Origin of the sequence: Pseudonocardia sp., from assembly GCF_025465255.1 — a bacterium.
In the GTDB taxonomy this organism is placed as follows: Bacteria; Actinomycetota; Actinomycetes; order Mycobacteriales; family Pseudonocardiaceae; genus Pseudonocardia.
The window spans coordinates 1-17252 of sequence record NZ_JAODNI010000203.1 but is presented as its reverse complement, the minus strand read 5'-3'; the positions used below and the strand labels follow the sequence as shown (position 1 = coordinate 17252).

At 70.0% G+C, this 17252-nt stretch carries 20 protein-coding genes; 11 read left to right on the top strand and 9 right to left on the bottom strand.

Annotated features, from left to right (window positions below; translation table 11 throughout):
* Positions 1-456: 456 nt before the first annotated feature.
* The gene (locus JWP64_RS24340) at positions 457-639 is read right to left on the bottom strand and encodes a hypothetical protein (protein ID WP_297501503.1); all 183 of its coding nucleotides are present in this window, start codon (positions 637-639) and stop codon (positions 457-459) included.
* Positions 640-753: 114 nt separating this feature from the next.
* On the opposite strand from JWP64_RS24340, the gene JWP64_RS24335 reads away from it, so the two are divergent.
* The 5 genes from JWP64_RS24335 to JWP64_RS24315 all read left to right on the top strand — a co-directional run bounded on the left by JWP64_RS24335 (position 754) and on the right by JWP64_RS24315 (position 5043).
* Complete coding sequence (locus JWP64_RS24335) at positions 754-2148, top strand: cytochrome ubiquinol oxidase subunit I (RefSeq protein ID WP_297501500.1); 1395 nt, start codon at positions 754-756, stop codon at positions 2146-2148.
* Positions 2145-3332, top strand: coding sequence for a cytochrome d ubiquinol oxidase subunit II (locus JWP64_RS24330; RefSeq protein ID WP_297501498.1), 1188 nt, complete (start codon positions 2145-2147; stop codon positions 3330-3332). The genes JWP64_RS24335 and JWP64_RS24330 overlap by 4 nt, the downstream gene beginning before the upstream one ends.
* 597 nt (positions 3333-3929) lie before the next feature.
* Positions 3930-4127 (top strand): ferredoxin, encoded by a 198-nt coding sequence (locus tag JWP64_RS24325; protein WP_297501495.1) that lies wholly within the window; start codon positions 3930-3932, stop codon positions 4125-4127.
* Positions 4128-4275: 148 nt separating this feature from the next.
* The gene (locus JWP64_RS24320) at positions 4276-4521 is read left to right on the top strand and encodes a hypothetical protein (protein WP_297501493.1); all 246 of its coding nucleotides are present in this window, start codon (positions 4276-4278) and stop codon (positions 4519-4521) included.
* Between the two features lie 210 nt (positions 4522-4731).
* Positions 4732-5043 (top strand): hypothetical protein, encoded by a 312-nt coding sequence (locus tag JWP64_RS24315; RefSeq protein WP_297501490.1) that lies wholly within the window; start codon positions 4732-4734, stop codon positions 5041-5043.
* Positions 5044-5254: 211 nt separating this feature from the next.
* Here the strand turns inward: JWP64_RS24315 and JWP64_RS24310 are convergent, their stop codons facing one another.
* From JWP64_RS24310 to JWP64_RS24285, 6 genes are all read right to left on the bottom strand, one after another.
* Positions 5255-6043 carry an FCD domain-containing protein gene (locus JWP64_RS24310; protein ID WP_297501487.1) on the bottom strand — a complete coding sequence of 263 codons (789 nt, stop codon included), beginning with the start codon at positions 6041-6043 and terminating at the stop codon, positions 5255-5257.
* A gap of 81 nt (positions 6044-6124) precedes the next feature.
* Positions 6125-6781 carry an enoyl-CoA hydratase/isomerase family protein gene (locus JWP64_RS24305; protein ID WP_297501484.1) on the bottom strand — a complete coding sequence of 219 codons (657 nt, stop codon included), beginning with the start codon at positions 6779-6781 and terminating at the stop codon, positions 6125-6127.
* 65 nt (positions 6782-6846) lie between these two features.
* Entirely contained in the window at positions 6847-7167 is a 321-nt protein-coding gene (locus tag JWP64_RS24300) for a Dabb family protein (protein ID WP_297501482.1), read from the bottom strand.
* Complete coding sequence (locus JWP64_RS24295) at positions 7160-8086, bottom strand: cupin domain-containing protein (protein WP_297501480.1); 927 nt, start codon at positions 8084-8086, stop codon at positions 7160-7162. Before JWP64_RS24295 ends, JWP64_RS24300 begins: the two co-directional genes overlap by 8 nt.
* A 9-nt stretch (positions 8087-8095) precedes the next feature.
* Positions 8096-9001: an NAD(P)-dependent oxidoreductase gene (locus tag JWP64_RS24290; RefSeq protein ID WP_297501477.1), complete on the bottom strand. Its 906-nt coding sequence runs from the start codon at positions 8999-9001 to the stop codon at positions 8096-8098.
* A gap of 55 nt (positions 9002-9056) precedes the next feature.
* The gene (locus JWP64_RS24285) at positions 9057-10382 is read right to left on the bottom strand and encodes a M24 family metallopeptidase (RefSeq protein ID WP_297501474.1); all 1326 of its coding nucleotides are present in this window, start codon (positions 10380-10382) and stop codon (positions 9057-9059) included.
* Between the two features lie 474 nt (positions 10383-10856).
* Here JWP64_RS24285 and JWP64_RS24280 point away from each other — a divergent pair, with 474 nt between their 5' ends.
* From JWP64_RS24280 to JWP64_RS24260, 5 genes are all read left to right on the top strand, one after another.
* Positions 10857-11699 carry a 1-deoxy-D-xylulose-5-phosphate synthase N-terminal domain-containing protein gene (locus JWP64_RS24280; RefSeq protein WP_297501471.1) on the top strand — a complete coding sequence of 281 codons (843 nt, stop codon included), beginning with the start codon at positions 10857-10859 and terminating at the stop codon, positions 11697-11699.
* Positions 11692-12693 (top strand): transketolase C-terminal domain-containing protein, encoded by a 1002-nt coding sequence (locus JWP64_RS24275; protein WP_297501468.1) that lies wholly within the window; start codon positions 11692-11694, stop codon positions 12691-12693. The genes JWP64_RS24280 and JWP64_RS24275 overlap by 8 nt, the downstream gene beginning before the upstream one ends.
* A gap of 16 nt (positions 12694-12709) precedes the next feature.
* Complete coding sequence (locus tag JWP64_RS24270) at positions 12710-13681, top strand: NAD(P)-dependent oxidoreductase (RefSeq protein ID WP_297501506.1); 972 nt, start codon at positions 12710-12712, stop codon at positions 13679-13681.
* 326 nt (positions 13682-14007) lie between these two features.
* A complete protein-coding gene (locus JWP64_RS24265) occupies positions 14008-15189 on the top strand; it encodes an IS701 family transposase (protein WP_297501464.1) in 1182 nt (393 codons plus the stop codon).
* A gap of 483 nt (positions 15190-15672) precedes the next feature.
* Complete coding sequence (locus tag JWP64_RS24260) at positions 15673-15855, top strand: hypothetical protein (protein WP_297501462.1); 183 nt, start codon at positions 15673-15675, stop codon at positions 15853-15855.
* Here the strand turns inward: JWP64_RS24260 and JWP64_RS24255 are convergent.
* Together JWP64_RS24255 and JWP64_RS24250 are read right to left on the bottom strand one after the other, a co-directional pair.
* Positions 15845-16141 carry a hypothetical protein gene (locus JWP64_RS24255; RefSeq protein ID WP_297501460.1) on the bottom strand — a complete coding sequence of 99 codons (297 nt, stop codon included), beginning with the start codon at positions 16139-16141 and terminating at the stop codon, positions 15845-15847. The genes JWP64_RS24260 and JWP64_RS24255 overlap by 11 nt on opposite strands.
* 119 nt (positions 16142-16260) lie before the next feature.
* Positions 16261-16443, bottom strand: a complete 183-nt coding sequence (locus JWP64_RS24250; RefSeq protein WP_297501457.1) for a DUF1508 domain-containing protein — start codon at positions 16441-16443, stop codon at positions 16261-16263.
* A gap of 583 nt (positions 16444-17026) precedes the next feature.
* On the opposite strand from JWP64_RS24250, the gene JWP64_RS31685 reads away from it, so the two are divergent.
* Positions 17027-17252, top strand: a 226-nt coding sequence (locus tag JWP64_RS31685) for a peptidase dimerization domain-containing protein (RefSeq protein WP_366890517.1), incomplete at its 3' end; no start/stop codon positions are given.

Genomic DNA, 17252 nt, shown 5'->3' with positions numbered 1-17252 from the left:
CTCGGCCCGGCCAACACTCGGACTTCTGAAACCGTGTGGAACGACGCGGCACACGGAGAAGAGGCGGCCGGCGGTGGCGCGGTGGGCCGCCGGACACCTCGCCCGGCCTTCCAGGACGGCGCGAACGCGGAGGTCCGAGTAACCGTGCCGCCGCCGCCACGGACACGGCCACCGATCCGACTCGGCCGATCGTGCTGGATCGTCACGCCTTTGGCCGCCAAATGGCCCCGCTCAGCGGACAGCAACCGAGCGAGGTGGCGACTAGAGGTGGTAGGGGCCGATAACCCACCGGCGGCACGACGGGCGGGACGGGAGGGCGGCTGTGCTGAGGCAGGGCGCGACACGACGGCAAGCGATCGCTTCGTGCTGGAGCCGCCCGGGTGCGCACGCGACCTTCGGTACGCACATGACGTGTGATCGCGTCCGGGGCGCGGACCGCGAGGTGCCGAGGATGCCCTATCTCGGCGCCCGCCTGCCGAGCCCGCGCTCACGATCACTGAGCCAGTCGGTGACTCGTACCAGAACGCCGATCACGCCGATCAACATGATCAAGAGACCGATCACGTACAGATCGTTCTCCACGAGACCGAGGGCACCGATGCCGACACCCAACCAGAACACCGTCGCCGCTGCGATCATCAGGCCCACACCTCCGGCTTCCGCGGTGCCGTCCCCGGATTGCAGTATGCGCTTCGGCCGGGCCTGCAGTGTCGTAGCACGACCCGCGCCGCCGCCGGCCCCGGGGCGGGTACCGTGATCTCCTCCGCCCTCGTCCTGGCCGACGGCACTGTGCCGGCTCGCAGCCAGATGGGGGCGTCGCTCGGCTTCCACATCATCTTCGCCTGCTTCGGTATCGCCTTCCCGGCCGTCGTGCTGATCGCCCACTGGATGGGACTGCGGCGGGGCGATGCGGTGGCCCTGTTGCTGGCGCGGCGGTGGTCGAAGGTGATGGCCGTGATCTTCGCGGTGGGCGCGGTGTCGGGCACCGTGCTGTCCTACGAGCTGGGGCTACTGTGGCCCGGCTTGATGGGGCGCTTCGGCGCTGCCTTCGGGATCCCGTTCAGCCTCGAAGGGATCTGGTTCTTCGTCGAGGCCATCTTCACCGCGATCTACCTCTACGGCTGGCGGGGGCTCGCGCGCTGGGTGCACTGGTGGAGCGGGGTGCCGATAGCGGTGACCGGGATCCTCGGGGCGTGGTCGGTGGTGGCCGCGAACTCGTGGATGAACCAGCCCGGCGGCTTCACGTTGACCGACGGGCGGATCACCTCCGTCGACCCGTGGGCGGTGATCTTCAACGGCGCCTCCAGCTACGAGGTGCCGCACATGATCCTGGCGGCGTACATGGTCGCCGGCTTCCTGACGGCGGGCGTGTACGCGGTGGGGATGCTGCGCGGCCGGTGGGATCGCTACCACCGGCTCGGTTTCCTGATTCCCTTCGCGGTGGGCGCGGCCGCGGCGCCCATCCAGGTTGTGGTCGGCGACATCGCGGCCAGGATGATCGCCGCCCAGCAACCGCAGAAGTTCGCCGCGATGGAGCTCGTCGACCGCACCGGAACCCACGTCACCGAGTGGCTCGGCGGGATCTACTACAACGGGCAGGTCTACTTCGGCATCGGGATTCCCTACGCGGACTCCATACTCGTCGGCTTCTCCCCGAACACCACGGTGATCGGCTGGGACAGCGCCCCGCCGGAGCTGCGGCCGCCGTTGCCCAACCTGATCCATCTGGCCTTCGACGGCATGGTGGCCATCGGGACGGCGCTGGTCGTGCTGGGGGCATGGCAGGCGTGGGTCTGGTGGTTCCACCGGGAGATTCCGCGGACGCGCTGGTTCCTGGTTCCCGCTGCCCTGGCGGGGGTGGGGGCGGTGCTGGCGATGGAGTTCGGCTGGATCGTCACCGAGGTCGGGCGGCAACCATGGGTCGTCTACGGCGTGCTGCTGACCCGCGATGCGGTCACCCCGGCGGGCGGGGTGATCATCACCCTGGCCGTGACACTCGTGATCTACCTGGTGCTCACCGGCGTGTGCATCCTGGTGCCCTGGTTGATGGGCCGTCGGTGGCGAGCGGAGGGGGACCCCCGGCTCGTAGAGGACCAGGCCACGCCGTACGGGCCGCCGACCGAGCCGGTGCAGGAGGTTCGATCGTGAGCCCACCGCCGGAACTGATCGCGGTCGCGGTCGTGCTCTTGGCAGTCATCGCCGCCTACGCCCTGTTCTCCGGCGCCGACTTCGGTGGCGGCATCTGGGACCTGCTGGCCGGCGGCACGAGACGCGGGGCGGTGCCGCGCGCTGCCATCGATGCCTCGGTGACGCCGGTCTGGGAGGGCAACCACGTCTGGATCATCTTCGGGCTCGTGATCATGTGGACCGCCTTCCCACCCGCCTTCGCGGCCATCATGACGGCGCTGTTCACCCCCCTCGCCCTGTCCCTGCTCGGGATCTTCCTCCGCGGCGTCGGCTTCGCCTTCCGGCACGAGGCCGAGCGGCTGAACATGCAGCGGCTCAACGGAGCGCTGTTCGCCGCATCTTCACTGATGGCGCCCTTCTTTCTCGGGACGGTCATCGGGGCGGTGGCGACGGGAGCGGTACCGGCGGCGCCGTTCGGGCAGGTCCTCAGCGCGTGGACCAGCCCCACCGCGCTCGTCACCGGAGCGCTCTTCGTCGCCACATGCGCCTACATCGCCGCGATCTACCTCGTCGCCGACTCCGAACGGCGCAAACAGCCCGAGATGGTGCGCTACTTCTCGCACCGGGCGATCGCTGCCGGCGTGCTCAGCGGCGTGCTGGCGGCGGTCAACCTCCTGCTGATGCGCACGAGCTCGCCCTACATTTTCGACCGGCTCATCGGCCCGGCGCTCCCCCTCGTCGTCGTGTCGGTCGTAGCCGGGATCGCCGCGCTCGTCCTGGTCGTCCTACGGCGCGTCCAGCTGATGCGGATCGCCGCCGGCCTCGCGGTGGCCGCGGTCGTCGCGGGCTGGGGATGGGCCCAGTACCCGTGGTTGTTGCCCGGCTCGCTGACCCTTCAGGCCGGTAGCGCACCGTCGGCGGCCCTGTGGGCCGAGCTGGCCGTCACGGGTCTGGCCGTGCTGTTCGTGCTGCCCGCCTTCGCCTGGCTCTATTGGCTGCAGCAACACGGACGGCTGCAGGAGACGACCGACGATGTCCGGCTCGCCGCGGCCGCGGCGAGCCCCGTCGAGGCGACGGCGGCCCCAACCCCTTCACCTGCCTCCGTGCAGAGCGAGCATCGGGTCGTCGCCGCCGTTCTGATCGCCTCCGTCGCCGCCGGGCTGGCCCGGCAAGCCCTGGAACACTGGAGAAGCCGCCGGCGGTGAGCCACGGCGGCCGTTCCGTTTCCCACATTGTCCGGTTGTGTGCTCGACACAACGCTGTGCGAGATGTCTCGACAATGAAGGGTTGCCAACCGAGAACGAGACCCTCGGTCTCGGTCGTTCATGTGTCTTTCCTGGCCAGTGGCGTCTTGCCGGTCCGGCGTCGCGCAACGATGTTCGTTGACCTGGGCGGGAGTTTCGTCGACGGTCTTGGTCCAGAGGAAGGCATGGCAGCGCTCGTTCCAGCCGTCGATGAACCACCCGATCGCGGCGACCAGCTTCTTCACGGTGCCAAAGCTGAAGAAGGGTCGGCTGACCGCGGTGGCCGGGATGCGGTCCGGAGGGGGTCGCCGTCTTGGCCGGGTCATTCTGTACTTGGTGGGCTGGGGGGCGGGGCGGGTACGCGGGTAGCCGCGCGCAGCGTCTCGGCCAGTCGCCGCCGGTGCCTGTCGATGTCGCGGGGGGTCACGCCGTCCACCGCGGCCCATGCGAAGTCGTCGGTGACCACTCGCAGTGCCGCGTTCACCGTCGCTGCCAGCACGCGTACCTCGGGGGCACCCGCGGGCAGCCCCGTCCGGGGACCGAGGACCTCGGCGATGGTTGGTTCGGCGTGTTCCTGCAGTACCAGCCATACCGCGCGTGCTCACCGCACCCGACGTGTTCGACCAGCGAGACGAGGACGCGATCGTCGAGCTGCTGGACGAGACGCCGCCGCGCGAGCAGTGGCAGGCCACCCGGAACGCCGCGGCGGGCTGCCCCGCCGCCGCAATCGCCGTGCGGCACGACGAGGGATCCTGACCGGGCTCCGGTAAGTCCCACCGCCTCCGCGGTCGAGCCTTCCCCTGCCTCCCTGCACACCGATCAGGCCGCCGCCCCGCCGCCCAGGGTCATGCGGACAGACAGGGTGCCGGTGGCCGGCGAGAAGTAGTGTTCCTGGCCGGGCCGGATGCGCAGGTGGACCCGCACCCTTCGAGGGAGGATTCCGTGCGTCGACCCTGCCGATGATCTGAGTGTCGGCGTCGCCGCCGGCCGGTGTCCCGTAGAGGAAGGCGTCGGAGCCGAGTTCCTCGACGAGCGCGACGTCGACGGGGAAGGCGCTCTCGGCGTGCTCGCTCACCAGATCGACGTCCTCGGGGTGGAACGCCACCACGACGCGGTCGGTGCCCTCCTCGCCCAGCGCGCTCACGGTTGAGGTGGGCAGTCGGACCCGGGCCCGGCCGTTGACGGCGTCGGTGCCGTCGAGCTTGAACTCGGCGATGTTCATGCCGGGTGAACCGATGAAACCGGCGACGAAGACGTCGGCGGGCTGCTGGTAGAGACGCAGCGGGGTGTCGCACCGGGCAAGCAGCCCGTCCTTGAGCACGGCGACCCGGTCCCCCATGCGGTCCAGGAACGGGGTCAGATGAAGGATCCGTGCGGCTTCCTCGACCCGGGAGCGGATCTCGGACTTGTTCATCCCGGCGATCTTGAGCGCGAAGCCCATGTTGTCGGCGACGGTCATGTGCGGATAGAGCGCGTAGCTCTGGAAGACCATCGCGATGTCGCGGTCCTCGGCGATCTCGAGCTGGAGCGCGTCGATGGCGCACGTTCACCACGCTCAATGCTGGCGCTTCAATGGTCCTGGGTCCTCACGGCCTGCGGCCGTCCTTCCTACGGGCTGGCTGGTATCCCCGGCTGCCTTTTGAAGGCCTCGATCGGCAGATCAGTGAAGTGACCCCCGCCGGTCGGACGCGTCCGCCTGATGGGGGTCACTTCAGGGCCTCCGCGGCGGAGACGCCGGTCGGGCGGGCGCCGGGCGCATCGTCCTGAAGGACGGGAAGATTGCCCAGCTCGACGTCATCTGGGACTCGTCGAGGCTCGACGACGATGCGCTCGCGACTCTCAGGGGCGCGACGCGATCGGTCGGGCTGATGCGACGAGCGGTATCAGGGCCGGCGAGACCTGTCGCCCAGATGCTCGAGCATCGCCTCATGGTGGTGTTGAACGGCCCGCATCGTGGCTTCCGAATCGCGGCTCTCGATTCCGGCGACGATCGGCTCGTGCAGGGCCATCTGGGCCGCGGCCTCGTCCGGCTGCAGCCAGTGGGGAACCTCGTCGTTCTCGACCCAGGGCCGGTACAGGAAGCTGACCAGCGCGTTGTGCACGCTCTCGTAGATCGAGGTCAGGTAGGGGTTCCCCGCCATGCCGACGATCGTCGCGTGGAAGATCGTGTCGGCAGCGATCCAGCCCGAGGTGGTCCCGCCGATGCTGCCGTGCAGGCGCTCGAGCGCCACGCGCGTCCGCCGGAGCCCGAGATCATCGACACGGCCCGCGGCCTCGCCGGCACCGCGCGTCTCGAGCCAGAGCCGCAGCTCGGCCAGACTGGAGACGCTCTCACGGTCGAGCTCGAGCATCAGGTTGACCGAGGCCGTGATGCTCCGGTCCGGTTGTCTCATGACGTAGGCGCCCGACCCGCGCCGTGTCTCCACGAGCCCCATCAGCGACAGGGTGCGCAGCGCCTGGCTCACCGTGGGGCGGCTGGCGCCGAGTAGCTCCGCCAGGGCGCGCTCGGACGGCAGGCGGGCGCCCTCGGCCAGGCCCTCGTCGAGGATGAATGTACGGATGCGCTCGGCCACCTCGTCGGACAGACGCTGCACGACGACCTGCTGGACCGAGCTCATGTCGACCGGGACGCGGCTCGGCGCAGGAATTCTTCGGCCACCGGGCTCAGGCACGTCTGTTCCGTCTCCTTCGTGGGGTGACACAGGCGCCAACTCTAGACGCCCGGGCCGTGGCCGCTCCGCCTATCGGAAGCGCTATTCGGCGGTGGCGGTGAACGAGCGGGCGAAAGCGTCCTGCGCGCCTTTCAGCGCCCGTATGTAGTCCTGGTCGCGGCCTCGGAAGAACAGCGGCCGGCCCACCGCGCAGGCGGCCCCGGCCACGGCCACCTTCCGGGCCCAGTGCTGCGCCCGGTCCTGAACGTCGCCGGGGGCGACGACCTCGTCGACAACACCGAGCGCGAGTGCGCGCTCGGCGGTGAACGGCTCCCCGGTGAGGATGTTGAGGAGGGCCGCCTTCTCGGGCACCCGCCGGGTGACCGGTACCTGTGCGAGCATGGGCCACGCCCCGAACTGTGCCTCGATCGTCCCGACCTCGGCGCCGGATCCGAGGACGACCACGTCGCAGCTGCACAGGAGGCCGAAGCCCCCCGCGAGCGCGTCTCCGCGGACGGCGCCGACGATCGGCTTCCGCGATCCCGGGAAGAACCCGAAGAGCTCGCCCACGGCCTGGGCGAACTCCTCCGCGCGCCCGGACTTTCGGACCGACGCGGCGTCGGCGCCGGCGCAGAAGTACTCACCCGCGCCGGCGAGGACGATGGCGTCCACGTCGGGGCTGGCCTCCTGCGCCTGCAGGGCGTCCAGCAGTTCGACGGCCATCTGCTCGTCGATCATGTTCTTGGGTGGCCGCGACATGGCCACCCAGCCGGTCCGGCCGCTGCGATGGCGTGTCACAGGCCCTGCACCGTCCGCCACGACGGTCACGTTCCCCGGATGACGTCGTCGACGGCGTAGTCCAGAGCGAACCGGTCCTCGCACAGCTCGTCGAGCACCCCGAGCAACGCCTGGTGTGCCGGGTGGATCCAATACTCCTCCTTGAGGGAGGCCTGGGTCGTCAGGCGGGCGAAGCACCCATGGGTGAAGCCGTGGTCCAGGCCGGACTGGTTGACGTTCGGTCCCCAGGTGAACTCGACGAGGCACGGCATGTTGCCGGCGATCGCGCTCCCGAATTTCTCCAGGGCAGCGGACAGCTCGTCCTCCTTGCCCGCTCGCGGGCGAAACACCACGTAGTGATCAAGCATCTGCTGTTCCCTCCTCGCAGACCTGGTGCTCGAAGTGTTGCCAGTCGGCCGGCCACCGGTAGGAATGTTTGACCGGCGGGAGTGGAGACTGGGTCTCGATCCATCGCACCCGTCCGCCGGCCGTATTGAAGCAGGCGTGTGTCTCCCCGACTCCCGCCCAGGCGAGGTCACCGGGCTCGACGTGATAGGTGACGCCGTCTAGCTCGAAGTCGGTGTCGCCCTCGAGGAAGAAGTAGGCCTCCTCGAAGGGGTGGTCGTGGACCTGAGCGGCGCCGTTGACCTCGTAGTCGACCATGAACATGTTCAGGAGGTTGGCGCCGCGGAGCTCGTCCACCATCATCTTGACCGAGATCCCGCTGTATGAGAGCACCGCGGTGTTCATCCCCGCCGAGCTCCGGTTGCGGGCGTCCCCCGAGGTGGCCGCCGAGACGTGATCGGGTGCGGTCCCCTCGTAATGGCCGACGAGGGCCAGGGTGGGGTCCGTGAAGTCGGGGGCCTTCGCCTGGGCGGACATGTCCCCGTCGATCTTCGGGAAGAACGTGTCCCGGCGGCCGGACTCACGCCGCAGGGCCACCGGGCTGTTGACGTCCAGCCACCGGGCCTCCGCCCTGGCGTCGTTCGAGAAGCCGTGCACGCACCCGATGGGGAAGAACGCGTAGTCCCCGCGCTGCAACAGGTAGGCCTTCCCGTCGATCTGCACGCGCACCGTGCCCTCGAGGACGTAGACGGCCTCCTCGTAGGAGTGCAGATGTAGGTCGACGCGGCCGCCCGGCTGCAACCGGCCGATACCGAGGTCGGTGTGGACCGTGTCACCGACATCGGGGCTCAGCATCGTGAGACGGTCGTACCCCTGCGCCCGCCCCTCGATCGACCACGGCGTCGACGCCTTCGACCAGTCCTGCTTCGTGACGTGGGGCATCGTTCTTCCTCATTCTCCGGTTCCGTGCAGCAGGTCTGGCTGGTCGTAGAGCTCGTCGAGACAGGCGAAGTCCTTCTCGGCCCACCCCTGGGCGTCACACGCGGTGTAGAGCGCGCGGGCGAGATCAGTCAGCGGCAGCGGCGTCCCCACGTCCGAGGACGCGGTGACGGCGAGGTCGAGGTCCTTCTTCATCAGGGCCAAGGAGGCGGCCGGGGTGTAGTCACGGTTGACCAGGGCCGGCGTCTTCGCCTGGAAGAAGGGGGACGCGACGGCGGTCTGTGCGACCACGTCGAGGAACCGTTGTCGATCGATCCCCATGCCCTCGGCCAGCCGCACGGACTCGATGAGCGAGGCCAGCCCGACACCGACGAGCATGTTGACGGCCACCTTGGCCGCCTTCGCCTCCTCTGCGGCACCGAGCCACACGTGGCCTCGTCCGACGGCGCCCAGGAGCGGGGTGCATCGCTCGTACAGCTCTTCGTCTCCGGAGCACATCAGGCTGATCTGCCGGGTGGCGGCCGCCTGAGCACTGCCACTGACGGTCACCCGGAGGTAGGCGACACCGTCCTTGCCCAGTTGCCTGGCCAGGCCCTCGGAGTCCGCCGGCGAGATCGTGCTGAGGTCCAGCAAGGCCTCGACCCCGTCCAGTGACCCCGCCTCGCGAAGCCGGTCGAGCGTCCCGTGCACGTCACCGGCTCCCCGCAGGCAGGTGATCAGCACCTGTGAGAAGGTCGCGCACTCGGCGGCGTCCGGGATGAACCGGACCGCGCTGGAGCCCAGTCGCTCACCGGCGGCGGGATCCGGGTCGAACCCGACGACGGCATAGCCGGCGGAGGCCAGGTTCGACGCGATGGGCCCTCCGAGACGCCCGAGGCCCACGAAGCCCACCTGGGTCGTGTCCGCTGAATAGGTCATGATCTCGATTCCTTTGTCCTGTATCGGTTTCGGGCGGCCCCTGCGCAGCGACGCGCTACGCGGAGACCAGCGACTCGGGGATCGCGTCGACGGCGGCGCGGTCGCCCGGGTCCACGGCGAAGTTGAAGCCGTTCCAGTACCGCGTTCCGGCGACCAGGAGCTGGTCGGCCGGGAAGCGCGTGATGACCTGGGCCCCGTCGGCGGTCACAACGATCTCCTCTTCGATCCTGGCCGCCGACGAGCCGTCCTTCGTCGGGCAGTAGGTCTCCAGGGCGAAGACCATGCCCTCCTCGATGGGCACCGGGTGTTCGAGCGAGTGGTAACGGCTGATCAGCGGCTGCTCCCAGACCGAGAGCCCGATGCCGTGGCAGTACTGCAGGCCGAACGCCTCCTCCTCACTCGAGTAGCCGAGGTCGCCGGCGCTCGGCAGCGCCCGCGCGACGTCCGCGCTCGAGGCCCCGGGCCGCACCACCGAGATGGCCTGGTCGATCGCCTCGCGGGCCTTGTTGTAGGCGTCACGCTGGGCGGCGGTGGAGCTACCGATGTTCAGCGTCCGGTAGTAGCAGGTCCGGTAGCCGTTGAACGAGTGGATGATGTCGAAGTAGGCGGCGTCGCCGGGGCGCATCATGCGGTCGCTGAAGACGTGGGGGTGCGGGCTGCACCGTTCGCCCGAGATCGCGTTGACCGCCTCGACCTCTTCGGAACCGAGCTCGTAGAGAACCTTGTTGACCAGCGCGACCGTGTCGTTCTCCTTGGTCCCGACCCGCAGGGAGCGGTAGAGCTCGTCGTAGGCCGCGTCGACCATGCCGGCCGAGTGGTTCAGCAGGGCGATCTCGTCGATCGTCTTGATCCTCCGGGCCTGCTGCATGAGCTCCTGGCCGTTGACGATGTGCAGGCCCTCGCCCTCGAGCGCCCGCAGCACCGGGATCTCGACGACGTCGACGCCCACCGGGTCGCCCGCGAGACCGTGCTCCCGCAGCAGGTCGGCGATCCGCTTGGCGTTGCCCACCTCCACGCCGACGTGCTCCGGGATGGATCCACGCCAGCTCGAGATGCCGGCCTGCCAGCTGGACTCCGGGAGCCAACTGGCGTGCATCTTGTGCTGCCGGGCGGCCGACCCGATGTCCCAGAGGATCGGGTCGCGACCGCGCATGAGCAGGACGCAGCGGAACAGCTTGTCCCGGGCCCAGTTGCCGATGTGGGTCGCCGTCGTGTAGCGGATGTTGTTCTGGTCGAAGAGCACGAGCGCCCCGACATCCGACGACTCGAGTGCGGCGTGCGCTCGCGCCAGACGTTCGGTGCGGAGCCGGTCGAAGTTGACCCGCTCCTCCCAGTCGACTCCCATCACAGCGCCCGCAGAGGCGATGCTGTTCGCACTCATCACTTCTCCTACCGTGGGTTCAGATTCCGAACGGAACGGTCACACCGGCGCGGATTCGCCTGGTGCTTCCTCGCCTCCGCCATGGGCCCTCTTTGGCCAAGTGGCTTAGCCAATTTAGCCACGGGCGCTCAGGCCCTGTCAATGCCGTCGCGCGGCGCTCCGCTCCCGGGGCGCGTCAGCTGAGCTTCTTCCGACGTCGTCGAGCGTGTCGGCGCGCCACGGTCGCGCGGATCTCCCGTTGGGATTCGGCCAGGTTGCCCCGGAGGGCCTCGACCCCCGTCCCGGCTCGCTTGCACCAGCCGAGCTCGCCGGTGGCTCCGACACAGGCCCTTGATGCCTCCTCGCCCCGAGCGGCGGCTTCCGTAGCGGCGCGCATCGCCCGACCAGCGGCGCGCATCGCCCGATCCTGTTGACACCGGCGTGGAAACGGGGTGACACTTTTGGTCAGGCCACTTAGCCACTTTGGGGGTTCGTATGACTGCCGAGCTGTCCATCTCCGGTCCCAAGACCCATTGGGAGGTGCTGGACCCGCTGGAGCTCGCGCTGCGGATCCGTCTACGTGCGGTGCGGATGGTGGCGCCGCAGGGGTTCGGCTACCTCGGCCAGGCGCTGTCGGCGGCCGAGCAGGTCGCGGCCGTGTTCGCCCGGGCGACACCCGGCCTCGACCGGCTCGTGTGCTCGCCCGGGCACTACATCATCGCGCCGTTCGCCGCCGCGACCGAGCTCGGACTGCTCGACGAGCAGATCGTGTCCACCTACGGGCAGAACGGCTCCCCGATCGAGGCCATCGGCACCGAGCGCTCCCCGATCGTCGACTACACCTGCGGCTCGCTCGGCCAGGGCCTCTCCGCCGCCACCGGGTTCGTGATGTCCGATCGCCTGCGCGGCTCCGACGCCCGCACCTACGCCCTGGTCAGCGACGGCGAGATGGAGGAGGGCCAGCTCTGGGAGGCGGCGGTCTTCGCCGCTCATCACCGCCTCGCCCGGCTCACCGTCCTGCTCGACGCGAACAACTCCCAGGTCGACGGACCCGTCGACAGCATCACCACGATCGAGCCCATCGCCGACAAGTGGGCTGCATTCGGCTGGCACGTACAGGACCTCGACGGCCACGACATCGACGCGGTGTCCGCCGCCCTTTCCGCTGCCGACGCCGAGACCGAGCGCCCCAGCGTGCTGGTCTGCCGGACATCGACCGTCCACGGACTCGACTGCCTGCCGCCCGACGCCGACGGGCACTTCATCAAGTTGCCCCCCGATCTGGCCACGGCCGCGGTCGAGGAGCTCACCGGAAAGCTGGAGGCCTCCCGTGCATGAACCGCCCTACCTCACCGAGCTCAAGCCCTACGGCCGCGCGCTGCTCGACATGGGCCGCCGCCGCGAAGAGGTCCTCTGCCTGAGCGGGGACCTGACCCGCCAGTGTGAGATCGACCTGTTCCAGGCCGAGCTGCCGGGGCAGTTCATCCACGGCGGTATGGCCGAGGCCAACATGATGAGCATGGCCGGCGCCCTCGCCCGCTGCGGCCACATCCCGTTCGTCCACACCTTCGGCGTGTTCGCCACCCGCCGCCCGTACGACCAGATCGCCAACGCGATCGCCTACCCGAACCTCCCGGTCCGCATCATCGGCTTCATGCCCGGTGTGTCCACCCCGGGCGGGCCCAGCCACCAGGCGATCGACGACGTCGCGCTGATGCGGGCGCTGCCCAACATGACCGTCATCGACCTGGCCGACGCGGTCGAGGTCGCTCAGGTGGTCGACGCGATCGTCGACGTCCCCGGCCCGGTCTACGTCCGGCTCAAGCGCGGCGAGATCCCGGTCATCTTCGACGACGACCACATCCTGAGCCTGGACCGCGCCGAGGTGCTGGTCCCCGGCACCGACGTCGCCCTCTTCGCCAGCGGAATGCTGCTCGCAGCAGCGCTCGGCGCGGCGCGGGTGCTCGGCGAGCAGGGCGTCTCCGTCTCGGTCATCAACGTCCCGGTCATCAAGCCGATCGACACCGCGACCATCCAGGGCGCCGCCGCGGAGGCCAAGGTCCTCATCACCGCCGAGAACCACTCCATCATCGGCGGCCTGGGATCCGCCGTCGCCGAAACGGTCGCGGAGGCGGGGATCGGGCGCCCGCTCCGCCGGATCGGCCTGCAGGACACCTTCGCCGAAGGCTCACTGAGCGGGCCCTACCTGTTCGAGAAATACGGGCTCTCCACCCAGAACCTCATCGAGACGGCCTGGACAGCCCTCGGCCGGACCGGGCCCGCACCGACCGCCCCCGCCGCCGCCGAGACGGGCGAGTACTCGCCCGTCTGAACCCGAACGCCGCACCATCACGTCGCGGTCGCCGGCCCACCACCCGCCCTCCCGCGCACAACGCGCGAGACAACATCGTCGAGGAGTTCGCATGAGTTCGCAGTCCCGCAGCCTTGGATGGCTCGGAACCGGCCGGATGGGCGCGGCGATGGCCGGCCGCCTGCTCGACGCCGGGGAAAGGGTCACGGTCTGGAACCGGACCAGGAGCAAGACCGAGCCGCTCGTCGCCACGGGCGCGGTCGCCGTCGAAAAGATCACGGACCTGGGAGCCTGCGACATCGTCTTCGTGACGGTCTCGATGCCCGGCGATCTCGAGGAGGTCGTCAGCGGCGAGAAGGGGCTGCTGAGCGGAGACCGCAAGCCCGGGCTGATCGTCGACTGCTCGACCGTCTCCGAGGAGACCTCGGCGAAGCTCCGGCAGGCGGCGTCCTCCGCCGGCGTCGCGTTCCTGGGCGCACCGATCAGCGGCAACCCCCACGTGGTCGCCGAGGGCGGGGCCTGCATCGTGGCCTCCGGTCCGACTGAATCCTTCCAGCTGGCCAAGCCGTTCCTGGACCAGATGGCGAAGGTCGCCGTCCATGCCGGCGAGCAGGAGCAGAGCCGGCTGGTGAAGCTCTGCCACAACCTCTACCTGGGGATGATGGTCCAGGCCCTGGTCGAGGTGACCAGCCTCGCGGAGAAGGGCGGCACCGACCGCGCCGCGTTCCTCGAGTTCCTCAACGGGACCGTCGTGTCGTCGGACTGGGTGCGCAAGCGCAGCGAGGCCCTCATCAAGCGCGACTTCACGCCGACCTTCACCACCGAGCTGCTTCGCAAGGACTTCGACCTCGGCCTGGGGACCGCCCGGTCGCTCGAAGTCCCGATGCCGGTCGGATCCGCCGTCTACCAGCTCATCCAGTCCGCCATCGGAACCGGGCTGCGCGACGAGGACTTCCTGTCCCTCTACGAGCAGCAGGCCAAGAGCGCGTCGCTCGGCGCCCCCTCCTGACGGCCGCGGCCACGCAGACCCCTGCGGACGGACCCCTCACCGAGCGCTCCTCACGCCAGGTGCTACCGCGACGGCCCAGGCTCCCCTCACCGACCGGCAGCTCGCGCTCCTCACCTGGCTCGCCTGGCCACTTGAGACGCGCACATGAGCAGCCCAGCAGCGCCGGCACCTCGATACCCGCAGGGTGGCGCCGTCGCGCGTGCTCGTCGACGTCGTCGAACGCGAGGCGACACCGGAGAGGTCGGCACCGAAGGGCCTAGTATTGCAACGGCAGTCGCGGCGTGTCGTGGGATGCTGAGACCCTGTCGGGCGGTGATGATCGCCCTGTGGTGGACGTGGCGGGGTGGGTAGCGGCGTTGGACGCGGTGGTGGAGTTGATCGGGCGCCGGTTCTCCCGGTCCGAGCCGCGTCGGCGGGCCGGCACCTACACGCGCGGGCTGTTGGCGGGCCTGGAGCGGAAGAACGGCTGGACCTTGGCCGAGCACGCCGGCGAGCTGTCACCGGACGGCATCCAGCGGTTGCTGCGCACCGCGGACTGGGACGTCGAGGGCGTCCGTGACGACCTGCGCGGCTATGTCCTGGAGCATCTCGGCGACGCCGCGAGCGGGGTGTTCGTGGTCGACGAGACCGGGTTCATCAAGAAGGGCGTGCGCTCGGCCGGCGTGCAACGCCAGTACACCGGCACCACCGGGAAGATCGACAACTGTCAGGTGGGGGTGTTCCTGGCCTACGCCAGCAGCCGGGGTCGTGCGTTGATCGACCGCGAGCTCTACCTGCCGACCTCGTGGACCGAGGACCCGCAGCGGTGCGCGGCAGCGGGGATCCCCGCCGAGGCCGGGTTCGCGACGAAACCGCAGCTCGGGGTGGCGATGCTGACCCGCGCGTTCCGCGCCGGAGTGATGACCGGGTGGGTCACCGCGGACGAGGCCTACGGGCAGAACCCGACCTTCCGCGCCTGGCTCGCCGACCACGAGGTGCCCTTCGTGCTGGCGACCCGCAACGACGACGTCCTCGTGAGTCCGGACGGGCGCCGCCGCCAAGCCGACATCCTGGCCACACTGGCCGGGCACGGCGAGGGCGGCGGGTGGGAACGCCGCTCGATCGGACAAGGCGCGCACGGTGAACGGGTCTATGACTGGACCACCGTCGCCCTCGACCCGGCCGGGCTGCCCGACGGGTGGGGCCACTGGCTGCTGGTGCGCCGCCAGACCGACCTTCCGCAGGGGAGGAAGGTGCGGGAGCTGGCGTTCTACCGCTGCGCCGCCCCCGCCAGGACTCCGCTACGGGAGCTGATCCGGGTGGCCGGGGCGCGGTGGGCGATCGAGGAATGCTTCCAGACCGCGAAGAACGAAGCCGGCCTCGATCACTACCAAGTCCGATCCTGGCGGGCCTGGTACGCCCACATCACCCTGGCCATGCTCGCCGCCGCCTACCTCGCCGCGACCCGCGCCACCGAACACGAACAGCCCGTGGAAAAAGGGGTTCTCGAGCCGGCCGGCGGCGACTGATCCCACTGTCGGCAACGAGATCCGTCGCCTCCTCGCCGCCCTCGCGCTCAACCCGGTCTCCTGCGTCGAGTGTATCGAGGGTGTTCCGAAATCCGGGGTGGACGGCTCATAGCCCCACCCTGGCGCGCAACCGGCATGGGCATCAACCTCAGTTGACGGGGCTCGGCGGGGATGTGGCAGAGGGTCCGCGCGGCGGCGTCTCGCCTGTGCAGCGCCTGCCTCTCGTGTGCCGCAGGTAGGCAGCCGCTTCCGGCCGTTGGCGGTCTCCCGTACAGAGTCAAAGCCGACGGAGTTGTGCAGGGTGCAGATCCGCTCGGCGCGGTGCGCGACGCCTTGCGGGCCCCGAGCTCGGCCTGCACCTGCGCAACACCTACGGCATGGCCGCGGCCGGCGCGCTCACCGGCGTCCAGCTGGGGATCCGGCGCTTCGCCGCGCGCTCGGCGGCCTGGGCGGGTGCCCGTCCGCCCGCGGGCCTCGGGGAACGTGACCACCGACGACCCGGTGCACCTGCTGCACCGCGAGGGCACCCGCACCGGGGTCGACGGGGTCCGGCTCGCCGCCGCCCGCGACGAGCTCGCCGTGCTGGTCGGCCACCGGCTCGGCTCGGCGCTCGCGGCCGTCGGCGTGGCCCCGGCCCTCCTGGTGTGCGTGAGGGTCAGCGGGTGACGTGCTGCCAGCGGACCAGGCCGTGCACACCGATCCAGAGCAGCGCCGGACCGACGTACGCCGCGTAGCGGAGCACCCCGGGGAGCTCGCCGACGGCGTCGGGGTCGAGGAACACCGGCAGGCTCCACGGGAACCCCAGCGCCAGGACGACGAGGAGCACCAGGCCGGCGCCGATGTTCGCCCCGCCGCCGCGGCCGGTGAACACCAGGACGGCGAACAGGGCGAGCGGCACGCCCACGACCAGCGCGTGCAGCATCAGTCCCGGGAAACGGATCGGTCGGCGCATGGGGTGATGGTCGCCGTCGCGCCGACGACGGACATCCGCGGATCTACGGAGATCCAGGAGGCCATCGCCGCGGCCCGGCCGAGGCTGCCTATCGCGCACGGCGCCCGCTTGTTCCGAGCTCAGGAATCGGTCTCGATTACGGGTGCGCCGGCGGCGGCGTTCTGCGCGGACTCGCAGCCCTTCCCAGCCGCAGCCTTGGTCTCGTAGGCCTCGCCGCTGGCCACGACCTGCCCGTTGCTGGCCTTCAGCCGGAACCGGTACTTGCCGCCACGGTCCTGGTAGACCTCGAACTTGCCGGCCATCCTGACGGCCCCCGATATCGGAATGACCAATGTGGACAGCCGAACGATAACCCCTGACCTGCAGTGATCCGCTCAGCGACGCGCAAGCCCTACCCAAACGAGGGGTTAGACCACGGTTCCGGACGGCACATGAGAGAGCGCACGGAAGGCCCGCCAAACCCGGATCCCAGCGCTCAGGGCAGCCATGAAGCACCTCGACGCGGCATCTGCATCTGGTTGAGCTGGCTGTCACCGACCCGGGAGGAATCGCTATCGGGCCAGCCGGGACGTCGCAGCGAGCTGCGTACCCGCGACGGACCGGCCGCCTGGACGCGACCGACCGCGCATCGGTGCCGCCTTCCGTGAGAACCGTCCCGGTTCCCCGGCCCGTGGGACCGGTCGATCACGCCGGGGGCTGCGGCCCTGTGAAGGTGGTCGACGTCGCGGACGGACCCACCGGAGGAGCGGCCAGTGGACCTGGCACAGGACTCGTGGAGCGGTTCGGAGGAGGGCGCGGCCCTGCTCTCGACGATAGTTCGGCAGCGCAGCGTCTCGGGCGACCCGGCCGGGCAGGTCGCGGTGATCGCCGCGCGCGGAGCTCCCGCTGGCCGAGGACCCCTACCTCGGCCCGGAGAGGTGCAACCTCGGCACGCTGCGCGGCGGCACGGCGACCAATATCGTCCCCGACCACGCCGAGGCCCATCTCGACCACCGCACCGTCGGCGACGGCAGCGAGATCCTGTCGTGGTGGCAGCGCCAGCCCGAGGCGGACGAGGTGTCCGTGGCCTCCCGGCTCCCCGCGGTGAAGACCGACGCGGACGATCCCTGGG